Annotated in this window: 21 protein-coding genes; 3 read left to right on the forward strand and 18 right to left on the reverse strand. The window is 67.4% G+C overall.

Going from position 1 to position 15,862, the window contains the following annotated elements; genetic code table 11:
• Positions 1-64 precede the first annotated feature (64 nt).
• Both IB225_RS15960 and IB225_RS15965 read right to left on the reverse strand, forming a co-directional pair.
• On the reverse strand, positions 65-862 hold the full coding sequence (locus IB225_RS15960; RefSeq protein WP_225583915.1) for a lysophospholipid acyltransferase family protein: 798 nt from the start codon (positions 860-862) through the stop codon (positions 65-67).
• A gap of 94 nt (positions 863-956) precedes the next feature.
• A complete protein-coding gene (locus IB225_RS15965) occupies positions 957-1,385 on the reverse strand; it encodes a hotdog fold thioesterase (protein WP_192312323.1) in 429 nt (142 codons plus the stop codon).
• A gap of 90 nt (positions 1,386-1,475) precedes the next feature.
• Here IB225_RS15965 and IB225_RS15970 point away from each other — a divergent pair, with 90 nt between their 5' ends.
• Positions 1,476-2,486: an amidohydrolase family protein gene (locus IB225_RS15970; protein ID WP_192312325.1), complete on the forward strand. Its 1,011-nt coding sequence runs from the start codon at positions 1,476-1,478 to the stop codon at positions 2,484-2,486.
• Here IB225_RS15970 and IB225_RS15975 read toward each other — a convergent pair.
• From IB225_RS15975 to IB225_RS15990, 4 genes are read right to left on the reverse strand one after another with little or no spacing between them, the layout of a single operon-like run.
• Entirely contained in the window at positions 2,483-4,414 is a 1,932-nt protein-coding gene (locus tag IB225_RS15975) for a phospholipase D family protein (RefSeq protein WP_192312899.1), read from the reverse strand. The two genes, IB225_RS15970 and IB225_RS15975, sit on opposite strands and share 4 nt — an antisense overlap.
• Positions 4,415-4,449: 35 nt before the next feature.
• A complete protein-coding gene (locus IB225_RS15980) occupies positions 4,450-5,034 on the reverse strand; it encodes a YceI family protein (protein ID WP_192312327.1) in 585 nt (194 codons plus the stop codon).
• Positions 5,031-5,507: a histidine phosphatase family protein gene (locus IB225_RS15985; protein WP_192312329.1), complete on the reverse strand. Its 477-nt coding sequence runs from the start codon at positions 5,505-5,507 to the stop codon at positions 5,031-5,033. The genes IB225_RS15980 and IB225_RS15985 overlap by 4 nt, the downstream gene beginning before the upstream one ends.
• Before the next feature lie 30 nt (positions 5,508-5,537).
• Positions 5,538-6,170 carry a ParA family protein gene (locus tag IB225_RS15990; RefSeq protein WP_192274192.1) on the reverse strand — a complete coding sequence of 211 codons (633 nt, stop codon included), beginning with the start codon at positions 6,168-6,170 and terminating at the stop codon, positions 5,538-5,540.
• Positions 6,171-6,326: 156 nt separating this feature from the next.
• Between IB225_RS15990 and IB225_RS15995 the strand changes: the two genes are divergently transcribed.
• Positions 6,327-7,826, forward strand: coding sequence for an AAA family ATPase (locus IB225_RS15995; protein WP_192312331.1), 1,500 nt, complete (start codon positions 6,327-6,329; stop codon positions 7,824-7,826).
• A 57-nt stretch (positions 7,827-7,883) separates the two neighbouring features.
• Here IB225_RS15995 and IB225_RS16000 read toward each other — a convergent pair whose 3' ends face one another.
• From IB225_RS16000 to IB225_RS16045, 10 genes are all read right to left on the reverse strand, one after another.
• Complete coding sequence (locus IB225_RS16000) at positions 7,884-8,348, reverse strand: hypothetical protein (protein ID WP_192312333.1); 465 nt, start codon at positions 8,346-8,348, stop codon at positions 7,884-7,886.
• Positions 8,349-8,371: 23 nt separating this feature from the next.
• Positions 8,372-8,776, reverse strand: a complete 405-nt coding sequence (locus IB225_RS16005) for a VOC family protein (RefSeq protein WP_192312335.1) — start codon at positions 8,774-8,776, stop codon at positions 8,372-8,374.
• A gap of 34 nt (positions 8,777-8,810) precedes the next feature.
• The gene (locus tag IB225_RS16010; protein WP_192312337.1) at positions 8,811-9,053 is read right to left on the reverse strand and encodes a hypothetical protein; all 243 of its coding nucleotides are present in this window, start codon (positions 9,051-9,053) and stop codon (positions 8,811-8,813) included.
• Between the two features lie 81 nt (positions 9,054-9,134).
• Positions 9,135-9,542: a hypothetical protein gene (locus tag IB225_RS16015; RefSeq protein ID WP_192312339.1), complete on the reverse strand. Its 408-nt coding sequence runs from the start codon at positions 9,540-9,542 to the stop codon at positions 9,135-9,137.
• 277 nt (positions 9,543-9,819) lie between these two features.
• Positions 9,820-10,005, reverse strand: coding sequence for a hypothetical protein (locus tag IB225_RS16020; protein WP_192312341.1), 186 nt, complete (start codon positions 10,003-10,005; stop codon positions 9,820-9,822).
• A gap of 42 nt (positions 10,006-10,047) precedes the next feature.
• Positions 10,048-10,344 carry a hypothetical protein gene (locus tag IB225_RS16025; protein ID WP_192312343.1) on the reverse strand — a complete coding sequence of 99 codons (297 nt, stop codon included), beginning with the start codon at positions 10,342-10,344 and terminating at the stop codon, positions 10,048-10,050.
• 64 nt (positions 10,345-10,408) lie between these two features.
• Positions 10,409-10,798, reverse strand: coding sequence for a molecular chaperone DnaJ (locus IB225_RS16030; RefSeq protein ID WP_192312345.1), 390 nt, complete (start codon positions 10,796-10,798; stop codon positions 10,409-10,411).
• Positions 10,799-10,869: 71 nt separating this feature from the next.
• Positions 10,870-11,199 carry a hypothetical protein gene (locus IB225_RS16035; RefSeq protein WP_192312347.1) on the reverse strand — a complete coding sequence of 110 codons (330 nt, stop codon included), beginning with the start codon at positions 11,197-11,199 and terminating at the stop codon, positions 10,870-10,872.
• A 187-nt stretch (positions 11,200-11,386) separates the two neighbouring features.
• The gene (locus IB225_RS16040; protein WP_192312349.1) at positions 11,387-11,719 is read right to left on the reverse strand and encodes a hypothetical protein; all 333 of its coding nucleotides are present in this window, start codon (positions 11,717-11,719) and stop codon (positions 11,387-11,389) included.
• A gap of 85 nt (positions 11,720-11,804) precedes the next feature.
• Entirely contained in the window at positions 11,805-12,962 is a 1,158-nt protein-coding gene (locus IB225_RS16045) for a hypothetical protein (RefSeq protein ID WP_192312351.1), read from the reverse strand.
• A gap of 174 nt (positions 12,963-13,136) precedes the next feature.
• On the opposite strand from IB225_RS16045, the gene IB225_RS16050 reads away from it, so the two are divergent.
• A complete protein-coding gene (locus tag IB225_RS16050; RefSeq protein WP_192312352.1) occupies positions 13,137-14,276 on the forward strand; it encodes a hypothetical protein in 1,140 nt (379 codons plus the stop codon).
• A 13-nt stretch (positions 14,277-14,289) separates the two neighbouring features.
• On the opposite strand, the gene IB225_RS16055 is transcribed toward IB225_RS16050, so the two are convergent.
• Both IB225_RS16055 and IB225_RS16060 read right to left on the reverse strand, forming a co-directional pair.
• Complete coding sequence (locus IB225_RS16055) at positions 14,290-15,132, reverse strand: PhzF family phenazine biosynthesis isomerase (protein WP_192312354.1); 843 nt, start codon at positions 15,130-15,132, stop codon at positions 14,290-14,292.
• A complete protein-coding gene (locus IB225_RS16060; protein ID WP_192312356.1) occupies positions 15,129-15,809 on the reverse strand; it encodes a hypothetical protein in 681 nt (226 codons plus the stop codon). The genes IB225_RS16055 and IB225_RS16060 overlap by 4 nt, the downstream gene beginning before the upstream one ends.
• Between the last annotated feature and the right edge of the window lie 53 nt (positions 15,810-15,862).

Below are 15,862 nucleotides of genomic sequence, written 5' to 3' on the forward strand. Positions count from 1 at the left end.
CGAGGGTGGCAGCGTTCGACCGAGTATTCCCTCGAATACGTCGCATAGCCGTCAAGCCGGCCGCTCAGGCCTCGGCCATCGCCTGCACGATGCGCTCGCGCGACAGGTCGGCGATGCGGCGGCGACCCTCGACGTCGGCAACGCGGATCGGTTCAAGGAAGCAGATGTCCGCCGTGCGCGCCGGTTCGCCCAGCAGGCGCATGAAATTGGCGAAGAAGCTCTCCTTCGGCCCGAACGCCACCACCGGCTGCGCACTCCCTCGCGCGCCATAGCGCAGCGCCACCGGCTGCACCGGCACGCCGGCTTCGACCGCGGCCAGGAAGATGCGCGCATGGAACGGGCCCACCGCATGACCGTCGCGGGTACGGCCCTCGGGGAACACACCGACCGGGCGGCCCTCGCGCAGGCGCTGCATCATCGCCTGCAGCACGCCGCCCAGCGATTCCTGGCTGCCGCGCTGGTGGAAGATGGTCTGCCCCTGCGCCGCCAGCCAGCCGACCACCGGCCAGCCGCGGATCTCCTGCTTGGCCACGAAACCCATCATGCGCTGGCTGTGCAGCGCCTCGATGTCGATCCAGCTGACGTGGTTGGCCACGAACATCGTCGGGCCCGGCAACGGCGTGCCGACCCGGCGCAGGCGGAAGCCGAAGATGCGCATCAGCCCACCGGACCAGTGCCGCACCGCCACGTCGCCCACGCTTTCGTCGCCCACGCGGATCCACACCAGCACCGGCGACAGGCACAGCAGGGTGATCGGCAGGAAGACCAGCAGGTGGATGAGCAACAACGGCACGCGGTACGCATAGCGGAATGCCCGCGCCACGCCGCTGCCGCCAGCAACATGAACAGGGGGCGGCGTCATGCCGTCACGATAGCAGGAGTCGGGCGGCGGGAGTGAGGGACGGATCATATGCAGCGTGCCACGAGCGCTCCGTTCGCCGAGGCCCGCGTCCTCATCAGCCCTTGGGTACCGGTACCACGGCCAGCGTCAGTCGCGAGACGCACACCAGCTTGCCGTCATCGTTCTCGATGCGGATCTCCCACAGCTGCGTGCTGCGACCGACATGCAGCGCCCGTGCAGTGCCCGTGACCACGCCGCTGCGCATCGCACGCACATGGTTGGCGTTGATCTCCAGGCCCACGACCATCTCCTTCGTCGTGTCCACGCACAGGTTGCCGGCCACGCTGCCCAGCGTCTCCGCCAGCGCCACCGAGGCGCCGCCATGCAGGATCCCGTACGGCTGCACCGTGCGCGCATCCACCGGCATGGTGCCGCGCAGCCAGTCCTCGCCGGCCTCCGTCATGACGATGCCGAGGTTCGACACCAGCGTGTTGGCGGCGTGGGCGTTGACGGCGGCAAGGTCGACGGGTTTGAGGAAGCTCATGGCGGGGCTCGATGCGCGGGACGCCCATCTTACTGGCCTGCACCGGGAACCGGCCGCGTTCTATCCGGCACCGACGACGGGGATCCGGCCATGCGCCACGCCCTCATCCTGCTGCTGGTCGCCAGCCTTCCCGCCATGGGCGCGCCCGTGCACGGCGGGCCGGTGATCGACATGCACCTGCACGCCTTCGCGATGGATGAAGTGCCCCCGGGCGTGCCCGCCTGCCCGGGCGACCAGGATGTCGTGATGCCTGCCCTGGACCCGCGGGAACCGTTCGACTTCGCCCAGCTCATCCGTTGCAGCGATCCGATCTTCGCGGCGCGCGACGATGCCGACCTGCGCGACCGCACGCTCGCCGCGCTGCGCCTCCACGATGTCAGGCGCGCAATGGTCGAAGGCGCGGTACAGCGCGTGGACGACTGGCGACGTGCCGCCGGCGGCGACACCCTGATGCCCGGCGTGGCCTTCGGCACGCGCGACGATCCGAGCCTGGACGAGCTGCGTCGCCTGCATGCACAGGGCAGGTTGGCCGTACTGGGGGAGGTGTATATCCAGTACCGCGGGCATCGTGTGGACGATCCGCGTTACGCGCCCTATTTCGCGCTGGCCGAGGAACTCGACATTCCGGTTGCCGTCCATCTCGGCGAAGGGCCACCGGCCACGGCGCGCTTTCCCGGTTACGACACCTATCGCGCCGGCCTCGGGTCGCCGTTCCTGCTGGAAAACGTACTGCGCAAGCATCCCCGATTACGCATCTACGTGATGCACTACGGGTCGCCGCTGGTCGACGAGATGATCGCGATGCTGTTCGCCTACCCCAATCTGTACGTGGACGTGGCCTGCAACAACTGGGCGTTCCCGCGCGCGCAGTTCCACGATGCGCTGAGGCGCATGGTCGACGCCGGCTTCGGCAAGCGGATCATGTTCGGCTCCGACCAGATGTACTGGCCGGATGCGATCGGCGAAGGCATCAAGGCCATCGAGACTGCGCCGTTCCTCGATGCCGCGCAGAAGCGCGACATCCTCTACGGCAACGCCGCGCGCTTCCTCCGTCTGACGCCGGCGCAGATCGCGGCGGACCACGCGCCGCGCGAACGCTAGAGGATCGGTACCAGTCCCGCGCCGAACGCGGTCAGCACGCGCGTATACAGCCACTTCGGCCCGACATCGACTTCGGGGAAGTCCCCTACGGACACGTAGCAGCGATGGAACGCGGGGTCCTTCGGACCGACCGGCAGCGGGCATTCCGGGCCGGGCCGGAACTCGTAGCTGGTCGCATAGCGCCAGGGCCAGATGTCGAAGATCGGCAGCGCCTCGGACACCTTGCCCAGGCTGTAGTCCAGCCCGGAGAACACCGGCGGCTTGGCGCGCGGCGCGATGGTCCAGGCGTTCTCGGGCGACATGTCGCGACGGATGCTGCCGGCCAGCGCCTGCGCGAACGCGGTGTCGTCGATCACTACCGCGGCCTCGGTGTTGTAGTTCTCCGAACGCGGGTCGAAGTTGTGCGTGCCGATCACCGCGATCTCGCCGTCGATCACCATCGACTTGGCATGCAGGCCCATGCGCACGCCAGCGCGCTTCAGCGGCAACGGCTCGGCGGCGGCGCCGCTGCTGAAGAACGACGGCCGAGACTCGGTACGTTGCAGACGGCGCGTGTTCTCGCCGCCTGCGTCGGACGACGTACCACCCGATGATGGTCCGATCGAACCGGACGGCCCACGAATGCCGCTGCGGCCGGCACCCTCGTCCGGCGACGATACGGGCGGCCCGTCCGGCATCAGTGCGGCGTAGTCCACCGGCGCGTCTTCCGGGAACGGTTTGTACTCGTGGATCTGGAAGCCGAACTCGCGCAGGTAGCGGCGCTTGTACTTGAACGACATCGAATAGACGATCGGGTTGTCCGTCGCCGCCAGGCTGTTCGTCGACACCACCACCTGGGGCGGCGGCTGGCGCTTGCGCATGTCGCGGAACATCGTCTGCGCCTGTTTCGACATCACCAGGTACGGCGTCTGCAGCAGGACTTCCTTCTGCGCGCTGCGGATCAGCGCCTCCAGCTCCGGCGCCGCCGGCGCATCATGATCGCGGCGCTCGCGACGATGCTTCTGCGGCAGATCGGCGATGTAGCGCACCGCCCCGACCTTGAAGGCCGGCTCGACGAACAGCTGTTCCATCACCTGCGGATCGCTGGCCTGCGCGCTGGCCGCCTGCACGCGTTCGGGCCGCAGGTAGCGCGGCACCGGCATGGCCGGCACGCCCTCATCCAGCAACGTCCTGCCGACATCGTTCAAGCGCTCGGCCGGCACGCTGCGCCGCGCGTCCCAGAACGCCTGGAAGTTGACCGCCATCGACGCGGCTTCCGGTCCGGCGACCAGCACATCGCGGTCGCGGAAGTTGTACTCCGCGTCCCAGTCGAAATAGTCGTCCTGGTAGTTGCGCCCGCCACTGATGCCGATGCGGTCGTCGACCAGCAGCAGCTTGGTGTGCATGCGCTGGTTGAAGCGGCGGAAGCAGCACAGCACGCTGCCGGCGTAGTCCAGGTAGTTCAGCTTCGCCTTGCCGAAGCTGGGGTTGTAGATGCGGATGGCGAAGTTCTCGTGCGATCCGGACAACGCGGCCAGGATTTCCAGATCGGCGATCGCGGAGAGCTGGTCGATCAGAACCCGCACCTTCACCCCGCGTCGGGCGGCAGTCAGCAGTTCATCCAGCACCAGGCGGGCGCTGTCGTCCTTGTCGAAGATGTAGGTCTGCAGGTCGATGCTTTGGCGCGCGCTGCGGATCAGGTTCAGGCGCGCCAGCAACGCGTCCGAGCCCTTGTCCAGCATCACGGCGTAGTGGCGCGGCGCGGCGGCGGTGGACTCGGCCCGCGCCTGGCCGGCCAGGTCGTAGAGCGGCGACGACAGCGCACAGGCGTCGGCCTGCGTGCACGCCACCACGGTCGACCGGGCGCCGGCGGCGATGCCGGCGGCGCGATCGCGCTGGCGATCGGACAGGCTGGCGCAGCCGCTGGCCAGCAGCGCGACGCACAGCACCGCGCAGCGCGCGGTGAAAGCAAGGACGCGTCGGTTCACGGTGTCTTCGCGCTCCTGGTCCGCGCCCGCAGCACGAACACGACGCGGTCGCTGACGGCCAGCATCCAGTCGTCCATGTCGTAGTCGCTGCGGCGCACCGCCCCAGTCGCCACCACGTCGCAGCCCACCGCGGGGTGCGAACAGTCGGCGGGCGCCACTTCCAGGCTGCGCGGCCGGCTGATGCCCTTGATGCTCAGGTCGCCCTCCAGCGTGCCGCCGTCGTACAGCAGCATCGGGTCGTACGGTTTCGAGGTGAAGGTGACCACCGGATAGCGGTCGGCGTCGAAGAACTTGTCGCTGCGCGCCCAGTCGCTGTAGCGCGGATGATCGATGATCTCCACGTCGCGCGTGTACATGCGCAGGCGCACCTGCTGGCGTCCATCGGGCAGATGCTCCACCGAGCCTTCGTAGCGCTTGAACACGCCGTCCAGCACCTGGCCCCAGCGCGTACGCAACTCGAACCCCAGCCGCGTGTGCGCAGGATCGAAATCATTGCGTCCGTCCGCCAGGACCGGCGCCGCGAGCAGTGCGCCCAGCCCCAGGATGGCCAGCCGCACCACGCCGGGCACGACCTGCGTCATGGCCACCAGAAGGCGGAGAGCTGTGCCACTCCCGGCTCGATGGCCGCATCCACCGGCAGCGTCAGCACCACCACGCCGGCCGGCGGCATGCCGCGGTACTCGCTGGTCACGCCGGAATACATCAGCGCCGCCAGCTGTTCGAAGCCCGGGTTGTGTCCCACCATCAGCAGGCGCTCGGCCTCGCGATGCTGGTCCACCAGGTCGGCCAGCGTGCCGGGCGTGGCCTCGTAGATGCGCTCTTCCAGCCGCTGTTCCACGTAACCGATCGCGCCCAGCACCGCCTCTAGCGTCTCGCGCGTACGGCGTGCCGGCGAACACAGCACGCGATCCGGCACCAGGCCCTGCTCCTTCAGCCAGCGCGCGACCGCCTCGGCCTCGGCCAGGCCCTGTGGCGACAGGGGACGGTCCAGGTCGGACTGCCCGGAAGTGGCCGGTTCGGCATGGGCATGGCGCAGCAGGATCAGTTCACGCATGGGACAACGACTCCTTTGGCTTGGGCCTTCTCAGGCCTTCTTGATCCATTTCAACAACGGTTCCCAGTCGGCCTGGTGCTCGCGCACCTGCGCCGACCGGTAATCGAACAGGCTGCGGCCCAGGCCGGCCATCACCACATAGGCCTGGGTATCGCGCAGCTGGGTGATGACCGGGTAGGGCCAGGTCTTCAGCATCTCCACCGCCTGCTGGGACGCATTCGTCCACGGCTTGCTGCGGTTGACCACCAGCCCGACGGGCAGCTTGCGCTTGTGCACGCGCGGCACCTTGGCCATGGTGTTCAGGAAGCCGACCGTCGCCTCGATATCCAGCGCCGACGGCAGCACCGGCACCACCACCGCATCGGCCTGCTCGAGGAAACTTTCCAGATCGTCGGCCATCGCGCCGGCCGGGGCATCGATCACCACGCGCTCGGCGTCTTCCGGCAGCCAGGCCTTCCAGGCGCGCTTGCCGCTGGCGTCGATCGGCAGCACGGCAGTTTCAAGCTCCGCCCGGCGTTCGGCCCAGCGGGTGGAGGAATGCTGGGGATCCACGTCCACCAGCACGGTGCGTTTGCCATCGAGTGCGAAGTACGCGGCCAGATTGGTCGCCAGGGTGGTCTTGCCCGCGCCGCCCTTGGAGCTGGCGACCAGAATCGTCTTCATGCGCGCACCTCGTTGCTCGGGAAACCGGAGGGTACACCGCGGCAAGTGAAGCGGGAACCGGCGCCGGCACGCGTGCGACCCGGTGCCGCGGGCCCGTCGGCTCCCGGTTCCGTACGGCGCTTGCTATCGTGCGCGTCCCCACGGACTGGATGCCCCATGAACGAGCTGCAGGACCTGACCGCGCTGATCCGCGCCAACACCCCGCTGATCGTGATCGAGACCCAGGACGAAGCCCGCGTGGTGGAACTGTTCCGGCAGGCGCTGGGCCAGGTATGGCGGGCGCTGTTCCGCTGGAGCATCACCGAGGGCCTGCGCCGGCTGGACATGGACCGCGAGGACGACGCCGTCGGCCCGCCCGACGCCAGCGCCGCCCTGCAGGCCATCAAGCAGGCCGAGCAGCGCGGCATCTACCTGCTGCTCGATTTCCATCCGTACCTGGGCTACGCCAGCAGCCAGCGCCAGCTGCGCGACATCATGCAGCGCCGCCACAGCCTGCCGCACGTGGTGGTGCTGGTCGGCGCGAAGATCGAACTGCCGGCCGAACTCGAAGCCCTGGCCGTGCGCTTCAACCCGCGCCTGCCCGACGGCCCCGCGCTGCTGAAGATGGTGCGCGAGGAAGCCGAGCACTACGCCCGCGAGCATGGTGGCCGCCGGGTGGAAGCCGATGGCGACGCGGTCAAGCAGATCGTGCGCAACCTGCAGGGCCTGAGCCTGGTCGACGCGCGCCGCATCGCGCGGCAGCTGATCTTCGCCGACGGCGCGCTGACCGCCAGCGACCTGCCGGCGCTGAACAAACTGAAGTTCGAATTGCTCAATCGCAGCGGCCACCTGCATTACGAGTACGACACGGCGAAGTTCGCCGACGTCGCCGGCGCCTCACGGCTCAAGCGCTGGATCGAGCAGCGCCGCGCGGTGTTCGTGTCCGGCAATCCGCCGCCCGGCCTGGATCTGCCCAAGGGCGTGCTGCTGCTCGGCGTGCAGGGCTGCGGCAAGTCGATGCTGGCCAAGGCCACCGCGGCCGGCTTTGGCGTGCCACTGCTGCGACTGGATTTCGGCACGTTGTACGACAAGTACCACGGCGAGACCGAGAAGAACCTGCGCGCCGCGCTGGCCTCGGCCGAACAGCTGGCGCCGTGCGTGCTGTGGATCGATGAGATCGAGAAGGGCCTGGCCAGTGGTGGCGACGAGGACGGCGGCGTCTCGCGTCGCGTGCTCGGCTACCTGCTCACGTGGATGGCCGAACGCAAGGCCGGCGCCGGCAGCGGACAGGTGTTCCTGGTCGCGACCGCCAACCAGGTGCAGGACCTGCCGCCGGAACTGCTGCGCAAGGGCCGCTTCGACGAGATCTTCTTCGTCGATCTGCCCTCGCCCGACGCACGTGTGGAAGTACTGCGCGTGCACCTGGTGCGCCGCGCGCTCGACCCGGAAGGCTTCAACCTGCCGGCGCTCGCCGCCGCCGCGAACGGCTTCTCAGGCGCCGAACTCGAGCAGGCCATCGTCTCGGCGATGTACGCCGCGCATGCCGAACAGAAGCCGCTGGACACCGACCTCGTCATGCACGAGATCCGCAGCACCCGCCCGCTGTCCGTGCTGATGGCCGAACAGGTGCAGGCCCTGCGCGAGTGGGCGCGGGAACGGACCGTTCCTGCCGACTGACAGTGTTGCTCCTCTGTAGGAGCGACGTCAGTCGCGACCGCACATCTTCCGTACCCGCTACACCTGTTCGTTCGCCGCGGGCTGCGAACAGATATGCGCCCAGCGCCCCGCCAGCCGGCGTGTGATGTACCACGTCAGCACCAGTTCGACCGGCACGATCATGATCCAGCCGTGCTCGTAGAACAGGTTGCTGACGTGCCCCAGCGGCATGGCGTAACCCACACCCGCGTGATCGAGCTCCGGCACGAGGAAGATGCGCACCGCCGACAGGGGCAGCATGACCGCGAACATGAAGAAGGTCGAAACACCATAGATCAGCGCAGCGGCAGTCCCCACGAACAGGAACGGCCTCGGCAGGCGCGGCCTGCGGCGGCGGGCATGCAGCGCAGGCCACCAGACCGGCACCAGCGCGATCAAGAAATAGGCGACGGCGATGGCAGCAATCAGCGCCGTGAGCCTGTCTCCGAAAACGTCAACGAATGTCATGGTGGCCTGGAATCGGGAAATGTCGGGAAACGTCATCGCTTGCCAGCGACGGACGAACGCTAGGCACCCTTGTTCTTCTCATCCCACGCCATCGGTTCCCACAGCTCCACCTTGTTGCCTTCCGGATCCATGACCCAGGCGAACTTGCCGTTCTCGTGCGACTCGGGGCCTTTCACGATCTCCACGCCGTCGGCGCGCAGGTTCGCCAGCAATCCGTCCAGATCGTCGACGCGGTAATTGATCATGAAAGCGGAGTCGCTGGGACTGAACCACTGGCTGTCCTTTTCCGCGATGGTCCACACGGTCAGGCCCTTGTCGTCCGCCGTGTCCTCCGGCCAGCGCAGCACCGCGCCGCCCCAGTCCTCGAACGGCATGCCCAGGTGCTTGCGATACCACGCCGCCAGGGCGGCGCTGTCATGCCGACTCTTGAAGAAGACGCCGCCAATGCCCGTGACCTTTGCCATCGCTCACCTCTCCAGGTAGATCGTTTGGATACCGTCAGTCGCGGCCTGTCCACCACCGCGCGCCGCGGACGAAAGCGTACTGCAACGCCATCGGCAACAGGCCGAACAGGACGACGCAGCCGACCACGCACATCAGCACGAAAAGGCCCGCCTCCCACAGGTGCAGCAACAGCGGCCTCGCGGGCACCGCGCCGGCCCTGCCACGCGATCCCAACACCAGCATGGCCAGCCACGGCAGCACGCCGATGACGGCACCGACGATACCCGTCCCGATCACGGTCTGTCTGAGGTGACGTCGTTGCCATGCTCGCCGTGCACCTTGTGTTTCCATAGGTCCGGTCCGGCAAGCGATCGCGGGTCAGGGCGTCGCCCGCTTGCGCAGTGGACCGACGAACGAGAACACGTAGCCCGCCTTGCGCACCAGGTCGATCGAAAACGCCAGCAGCACGATGAAGAACAGGAACTTCAGGTAGGGAATGATCGCGCCCAACATGATCGCCGCGGTGATGTAACCGGCCCAGTCCAGCGCCGTGGCCGCCAGATACGCGCCGTACGCACCGGCCGCGAAAGCAATGAAGGAGAACGCGAAGCTGACGATCGTCAGCAGCGTGTTGGACGTCTGCGCCTGTGATGCCACCAGCGCCAGCACGATGGCGAGCACGCCTGCGGCGAAGGCCAGCGTCAACAGCTTGATGCCCGTGGCGGCGTCCTTCGCCGCCGCTTCCAGCTTGTGGTTCTTGTTGAAGGTGATGTTGCTGAGGTCCACGATGATCCCCTGAAGTGAGCGGATGGCGGCGAGCGCCTGCGCATGGCATGGGCCGATCCGGCGACAAGCGTGCCTTCGGCCCGGATGCGGTCCCCGGCAAGCTCCGCGATAGTACGAGAAGAAACGGGGCGGCAAACACGACGGCCCAGGAGGTGGCGACGGCAAGCGCTCAGGCCGGCTGGCCGGAGAACGCCAGGACGATCACCGGCGCGGGGCTGGGCGTCAGGCCCAGGGTCCTGCGCCGGAGGAGCGCATGCGCATCCACGGCGACAGTCAGTCAGAGCGCGAGGGTCCCGGCCATGCCCGGCACGGTGATGGACTGCTGCGCCATGCGTGCACGGAGGGGCGCCAGGAACGGAAAGAGCACCGCGCCCGTCAGCCAGAAGGCAAGCAGCGCATCGATCGGGGTGAGCCTGCAAGCCACAAAACATCGGCGTTTGGGGATGACGACATTGGGGCTCACTCCGTTCCTATCCCAACCTATGCGCTGGTGGGGCTTCTGGCATCAACTGGGTTCCACGACGCCCAGCAGGAAAAGCACGACCGCCACTGACGACCCCACACCCATGAACGCCGTGGCGATCGACAGTCCGTAGGCCAGCAGCTTGCGCAGGGCACCTGACGAAGAGCGTCCACCCCGAAAGAACAGCACCGCCGCAGGCAGCATGAGCAAACCGACGAGGTTCATGTAGAAGAAGGTGGTCAGGCCATCAACACCCGGCAATGCACTACGAACCAGCACGACCATCATGCCCAGGGCAACAAAAGTGAGTAGATAAGCGATTGCCAAGGTTCTTGCCATGGGTATCCGGTGCCTGGATTGAACAGCGCGACGAAGTTGCGGTCAGCTCGACTGGAGTGCGGGCCTACTGACCCATCGACTTGCGGATGCCGTCGTTGAGTTGCTGGAACTGTCGCACCACCTCGTCGCATACGGCTTTCGAGGCGCCGCACTTCACCTGCATGTCCAGGTACACCCCTCCGTCCTTCTCCAGCACGGCGCGCTTCACCGCCGTGGGATGGGCCGGGTGCTGGGCGGTGGTGATGGACCACAGCGTGAGCGTTTCGCGGTCGTTGAGTACCACCCAGTCGTTCTGCTCCTTGAGCGTGACGCCGGGTTTGTTGCGAAGAGCCTCGAGTGCCGCCTCCGGACTGGCGTACCCGATATCCGAGTCCGGAGACTCCGCGATGTCCTGCGCGAACGCAGCGGCACTGATCCCCAGCCCGAGCATTGCCACCAACGCCAACCTTCTCATCGAAATATCCCCAGAGGCTTCATGCCTGCGTTGAACTTAGCCGCGACGCGGCTTCGGGTTGAATGATCTTGTCAGCCCTCTACGACATCATCAATCCAGAAGCGAACAGGGCCGATGATGCGCTTGACCGCATGATAGGTGACGCGAACCGTCGGCTTGCGGGCGCAGAGCGCTTCGTACACCGACCTTTCCGATCTTCGCCCATTGAACCTGAGATAGGGAGCAGCAGGCTCGTCGAGCCTGATACCCATGAAGAAATCGCCGCCGCGACGCCCGATCTGTTGAAAATCGCAGTCCACAATCCGGCCCTGGATCACGAGGGATCCTTGCAGGTGGGCGGGCACGTCCGTCTTGATTGCTCCAATCATCAGGATTGCGATGACCACTACGGCAAAGATCAAACCACGCTTCTTCCAACGCCTTGAGATCATGGTGTCCGGACGGCCGTGGTTTGATTCATCGGGGGCCGCCGCACGATCTCACTTGGAAGCGCTCGCTGGCCAGTGCATAGGTTGGGGTGAGCCTGCGAACCCCAACACATCGGCGTTTGTGGATAACGATGTTGGGGTTCAATCCGTTCACCCCAACCTATGCGCTGGATACGTTGCTGGGTGCCGCCACGCGGAGGGGATGCGCAGGATTGTCGCGAATAAATGCTTCCACTTCCGCGAGCCTGTCCGGCAACGAGGGACCGGAGGTGCTGCGATAGCTGAAGAAGCGGAAGCCGGCCTCAAACAACGCCTGCACCTTTGCCCACTGCTCCAGATTCCTGGCGGGCGGCGCCTTGAACGAGCGGCCCATCTCATGGAGTGTGCCGCCGCAGCCCGGGCACACCGCGGAATACGTTAGCCGGGGCGCGACCTTGAAGCTCTTGCAGCAATCAAAGCAGGCGTGGGCAATCAAGTATTGTGGGTGCGGCATGCGATCCATCCGCCTGGGCGCCTGACGCCTGACAGACCCCATCCCGGGGCGACAGCGCGGATACTCACTTTCGCCCTCCGCTACGTCAAGGATCGCGGGACTGCGCACCTGTCAGCAGGGCGCGCCAGCCCGGATGTTCGGGCAGCCACCCCGAGGGCGGTTCGGTGGGAATGCCATTGATTTCCAGCCGGAGACGCAGGGCGGCGAACTCGCCATCCCGGAACAGAACGTCGATGTAGTCCCCAGGGACTTTCTGCTCGGGGGCGGAAGGGTCGTCCAGACGATGCAGGCTCTCGTAGACCCAGGCGAAGCGCCGCAGACGCTCGCGAGCGGCATCGCGCTCGGCATCGGTCTCCGCCCACTCGACCAGGCGCGGCAGACTCAGCATCGACGTGATCAGCGTCGTCTCGTCATTGGCCAGCAACGTATAGATCCGCTTGCATGCCAAACGCGTGGCTGGCGGAATCGCCCCGACCTGGGCAGTACAGCGCTGCCTGATAGGCACAAGCGTCGGGACGGCAACGGCGGAGTTCCGCGCCATGACCACAATGTCCGCCATGTCGCGTGGCGTGGCGTCGCGCCCCAGCTGGATGTCCTCGCCTATCGCGGCAGCAAGCGCAGGGTCCAGGGCTGGCGCGGGCGCCTGCCGCAGTGCCGACACCATCAGCGTGCCCAGCGCATTGATGCGGGGGTGGTAGTGCGTACCCGCAGCCGCGGCCTGCCAGTAGCGTTCGGCCGCTGCCGTGTCCCGGCGTTCGACGGCGTCCTGGTACGCGGCAAGCAGAACCTCGGCGTTGCCGGGATCGGCGGAGACCAGCCGCTGCAGTAGCTGGGCACGATCGCAGGTCGCACCCGTCATCCTGCAGACCTCCAGCAGTGCCCAGTCCACCAGTGCGTCGTCGCCGCGTGCAGTGTCGTAGGCGGCCTGTATCCAGAGGCGCGCCTGTTCGTTCGCGGCCGCGACGTCCTCGGGACGGGACGTGTCATCGCTTTCCACGGGCCACAACCAGCCCGCGATCAGCAGGTCCCGTGGCATCCCGCGCGCCGCGACGGTGCGCAGGTATGCCTGGACGTCCTTGCGCCATGCGGCGTGCCAGGCCTCGCTGGCCGCGCTCAGCGCGGGATCGGACTCGATTCGCGAGGGGGGCGACTCCGGCGGACCGTCCTGCGCCATTGCCGACACCGGCATCCATGACGCCACCACCAACACCAGCCACAGCCCCACCTGCCCTGCCTTGCGCATGCCCCACTCCTGTCGGGAAACGAGGGAGCACCGTCGCATGCCTGCCGCGATGGATTCAAGCCGGCGCGCGGCTCCGCGTGCGGTATCGTCGCGGTTCTTCTTCCATGGATAGACGCCATGCCCCTGCGCGACCTGTGCCGTCTCGCCCTTCTGCTGACCACACTGCAGGCCACGATGGTCGCGAATGCCGATACGTGGCGCCCCGCGACCACGCAGACATACGCGTCCAGTGATGATGCATGGCGGCTCACCATCGAACCCTCCGTGTCGTCTGATCAGGGCGCCCACGTGGGCGACCAGACCGCAGGCGAGGATCGATCGGGCGAAGTCGCCAATGATGCGCGGACGTCCGCGCGCGGGACCATGGAGCATTGCATCGGCGGCACATGCCGCCGCGCATGGCAGCACCACCTTCTCAACGAAGTGGCCCCGGTGAGCGTCCTGGTGACCGAAGGCGGCTACGTGATGACGCTCGACAACTGGGTCAGCATGGGTTTCGGCCCGCATGCGGTGGTGCTGTACGACCCGGCAGGTTCGCTCATAGCAAAGTACGCGCTGGTCGACTTCCTCCCCAGGGAGTACGTGATGGCGCTGCCGCGCAGCGTGAGCTCGCTGCACTGGCGCGATAGTCCGCGCATCGACAGGGACGGCATCAGGATTGTGGTGCCGGTGGTGGTGCCGTCAGAAGGCGCCGAGGAAGAGGACGACACGCACACGCAGTTCGTCGATGTGGTCTTCGACCCCCGCGACGGATCGGTCGCGCTCCCCGCGCCGGAGGTCTGGATGCCCGCCCAGAAAGAAGCGGCCACCGCGCTGGCCACGCAACGGGCGCTGCTCGCTGACGAGCTTGAACAGGCGGTCGTGCCGCTGCTGCCGCCGGATTCCCGCGAGCCGCTCGACTGGCATGTCTATCTGCGCGAGGCATTCTCGCGACTCGACGAGGACGAAGCGGGGTTTCCCGCGACATTCGTCGTGCCCTCCCCGGCCGATCCGGGTTACGCCAAGGAAGTGGGGAGGCTGCATGCACGCCTGCAGGACGCGAAGGCGCGGGACGTGATCATGCTCGGCGCGCTGTCACAGGACGCGCTGCTGGATCTGCTCAAGCAGGAAGCCGCCAGCTTCCATCCCGGCATGCGTGCCTGGCCGCGTCTTTACCTGCTGCTCGACGCGGAGCGCTTTGCACAGGCGAGCGCTCTGCTCGCACCTTCCGGAGCCACGCTGATCCAGCTTGATCCCGCACGCGCGATTCCGCAGCGGGCGGACTATCTGGAAGCCTGGGAAGACTACCTGCAGGGAAGGCCGGACGAGGAATGACGGCGCCACCGCTTCAATCTGTCGCGCTGATCTCGACCGCCGTCCCGCTGACGCGCACGCCGTCACGTACCTCGGCCGGGACCTCCACCTTCAGCACGCTGGGCCGGCCAAGGTCGTGGCCCTGGTGGATGACGAACGCACGCGACGCAGGCAGCTGGTCGCGCGCGGCGAGGTAGGCGCCGAGCGCGGCCGCGGCGGCGCCGGTGGCGGGGTCTTCCACCACGCCACCGGGCGGGAACGGGTTGCGCGCGTGAAGTGTCTGCGCGTCCTCGCGCCACACCAGGTTCACCGTGGTCCAGCCGCGCACCTTCATCAACGCGGCGAGGGCATCGAAGTCGTAGTGCAGCTCGGCCAGGCGTGCGCGCGATGCGGCCGCGACGACCGGATGCCACGCGCCCGCGTACGCGAGTCCGGGCGGCAGCGTGGCATCGAGATCGTCATGGCGCCAGCCGAGCGTCGCGAGCAGTGCATCCAGATGTTCGGCCGACAACGCATCGACGCGCGGCGTCACGCTCGTCAGCGTGGCGGCGAGATCGTCACCGACCGTGACGCGCACGCGTCCGGCCTGCGTGTGCAGCACGACATCGCCGGGGCCGTGTGCGCGTGCGCGCGCCACCATCGCCGCGATGGTCGCGTGTCCGCAGAAGCTCACTTCGGCCAGCGGACTGAAGTAGCGCACATCGAGGTCGCCATCGGCACGCGGCAGCAGGAAGGCGGTTTCCGAATAGCCCAGATCGGCGGCGATGCGTTGCATGGCCGCGTCATCCAGGCTGCGCGCATCCAGCACCACACCGGCGGGATTGCCGCCCGCGGGATCGGTGGTGAACGCGCTGTAGCGCAGGACGGCAGCGGTCATGGCGTGTCTCCGAGCGGGGTGCGTACGGGGGTGTCCAGGCGCACTACCAGATAGCGCAGGAAGAACTGCGTCAGCGGGCCCACGCCGAACGCGAACACCAGCGTTCCCACGCCCACCACGCCGCCCAGCAGCACGCCGATGACCAACACGGTGACTTCGATCAGCGTGCGGATGCTGCGGATCGACCAGCCGGTGCGACGTGCGAGGCCGGTCATCAGTCCATCGCGCGGGCCGGGGCCGAGTTGCGCGCCGATGTACATCGCGGTGGCGACCGCACACAGCACCACGCCGGCTAGCAGATAGGCGCAGCGCAGCGGCAGGCCGTCCGGCGTGCCGAGCAGGGCGAGATTGAGGTCGGCGAACGGCCCGAGCAGCAGCGTGTTGGCCACCGTGCCCAGGCCCGGCATCTGCCGCAGCGGGATCCACGCCAGCAGCACCGCGACCGCGGTCACCACCATGACCATGCCGAACGACAGCGGCACGTGCTGCGACACGCCCAGGTGGAAGACGTCCCACGGCGAGGCGCCGACCGCGCCTTCGATCATCAGCGCGATGGCCAGGCCGTACAGCCACAGCCCGACGAGGAGGCGCAGCAGGCGTTCGGGCAGGCGGCCGGCTTTCAATTGCGCGAGCGGGCCGAGATTGACGAGTCCGGCGGGGGGCGTGGTCGGTTTCATGGGGCCACCTTCCTCCGGATTGGCTCTTTTCGATAGAGCCAATCGTGGGATAG

This window comes from Pseudoxanthomonas sp. PXM02 (genome assembly GCF_014851805.1).
Classification (GTDB): domain Bacteria; phylum Pseudomonadota; class Gammaproteobacteria; order Xanthomonadales; family Xanthomonadaceae; genus Pseudoxanthomonas_A.

Coding starts and splice junctions, on each gene's coding strand:
- IB225_RS15990 (WP_192274192.1), bottom strand. CDS start 6,170: ATGAAGACGATTCTGGTCGCCAGCTCCAAGGGCGGCGCGGGCAAGACC.
- IB225_RS16025 (WP_192312343.1), bottom strand. CDS start 10,344: ATGGCAAGAACCTTGGCAATCGCTTATCTACTCACTTTTGTTGCCCTG.
- IB225_RS15985 (WP_192312329.1), bottom strand. CDS start 5,507: ATGCGTGAACTGATCCTGCTGCGCCATGCCCATGCCGAACCGGCCACT.
- IB225_RS15960 (WP_225583915.1), bottom strand. CDS start 862: ATGACGCCGCCCCCTGTTCATGTTGCTGGCGGCAGCGGCGTGGCGCGG.
- IB225_RS15980 (WP_192312327.1), bottom strand. CDS start 5,034: ATGACGCAGGTCGTGCCCGGCGTGGTGCGGCTGGCCATCCTGGGGCTG.
- IB225_RS15970 (WP_192312325.1), top strand. CDS start 1,476: ATGCGCCACGCCCTCATCCTGCTGCTGGTCGCCAGCCTTCCCGCCATG.
- IB225_RS16060 (WP_192312356.1), bottom strand. CDS start 15,809: ATGAAACCGACCACGCCCCCCGCCGGACTCGTCAATCTCGGCCCGCTC.
- IB225_RS16040 (WP_192312349.1), bottom strand. CDS start 11,719: ATGCCGCACCCACAATACTTGATTGCCCACGCCTGCTTTGATTGCTGC.
- IB225_RS16000 (WP_192312333.1), bottom strand. CDS start 8,348: ATGACGTTTCCCGACATTTCCCGATTCCAGGCCACCATGACATTCGTT.
- IB225_RS16045 (WP_192312351.1), bottom strand. CDS start 12,962: ATGCGCAAGGCAGGGCAGGTGGGGCTGTGGCTGGTGTTGGTGGTGGCG.
- IB225_RS16005 (WP_192312335.1), bottom strand. CDS start 8,776: ATGGCAAAGGTCACGGGCATTGGCGGCGTCTTCTTCAAGAGTCGGCAT.
- IB225_RS16055 (WP_192312354.1), bottom strand. CDS start 15,132: ATGACCGCTGCCGTCCTGCGCTACAGCGCGTTCACCACCGATCCCGCG.
- IB225_RS16050 (WP_192312352.1), top strand. CDS start 13,137: ATGGTCGCGAATGCCGATACGTGGCGCCCCGCGACCACGCAGACATAC.
- IB225_RS15995 (WP_192312331.1), top strand. CDS start 6,327: ATGAACGAGCTGCAGGACCTGACCGCGCTGATCCGCGCCAACACCCCG.
- IB225_RS16030 (WP_192312345.1), bottom strand. CDS start 10,798: ATGAGAAGGTTGGCGTTGGTGGCAATGCTCGGGCTGGGGATCAGTGCC.
- IB225_RS15965 (WP_192312323.1), bottom strand. CDS start 1,385: ATGAGCTTCCTCAAACCCGTCGACCTTGCCGCCGTCAACGCCCACGCC.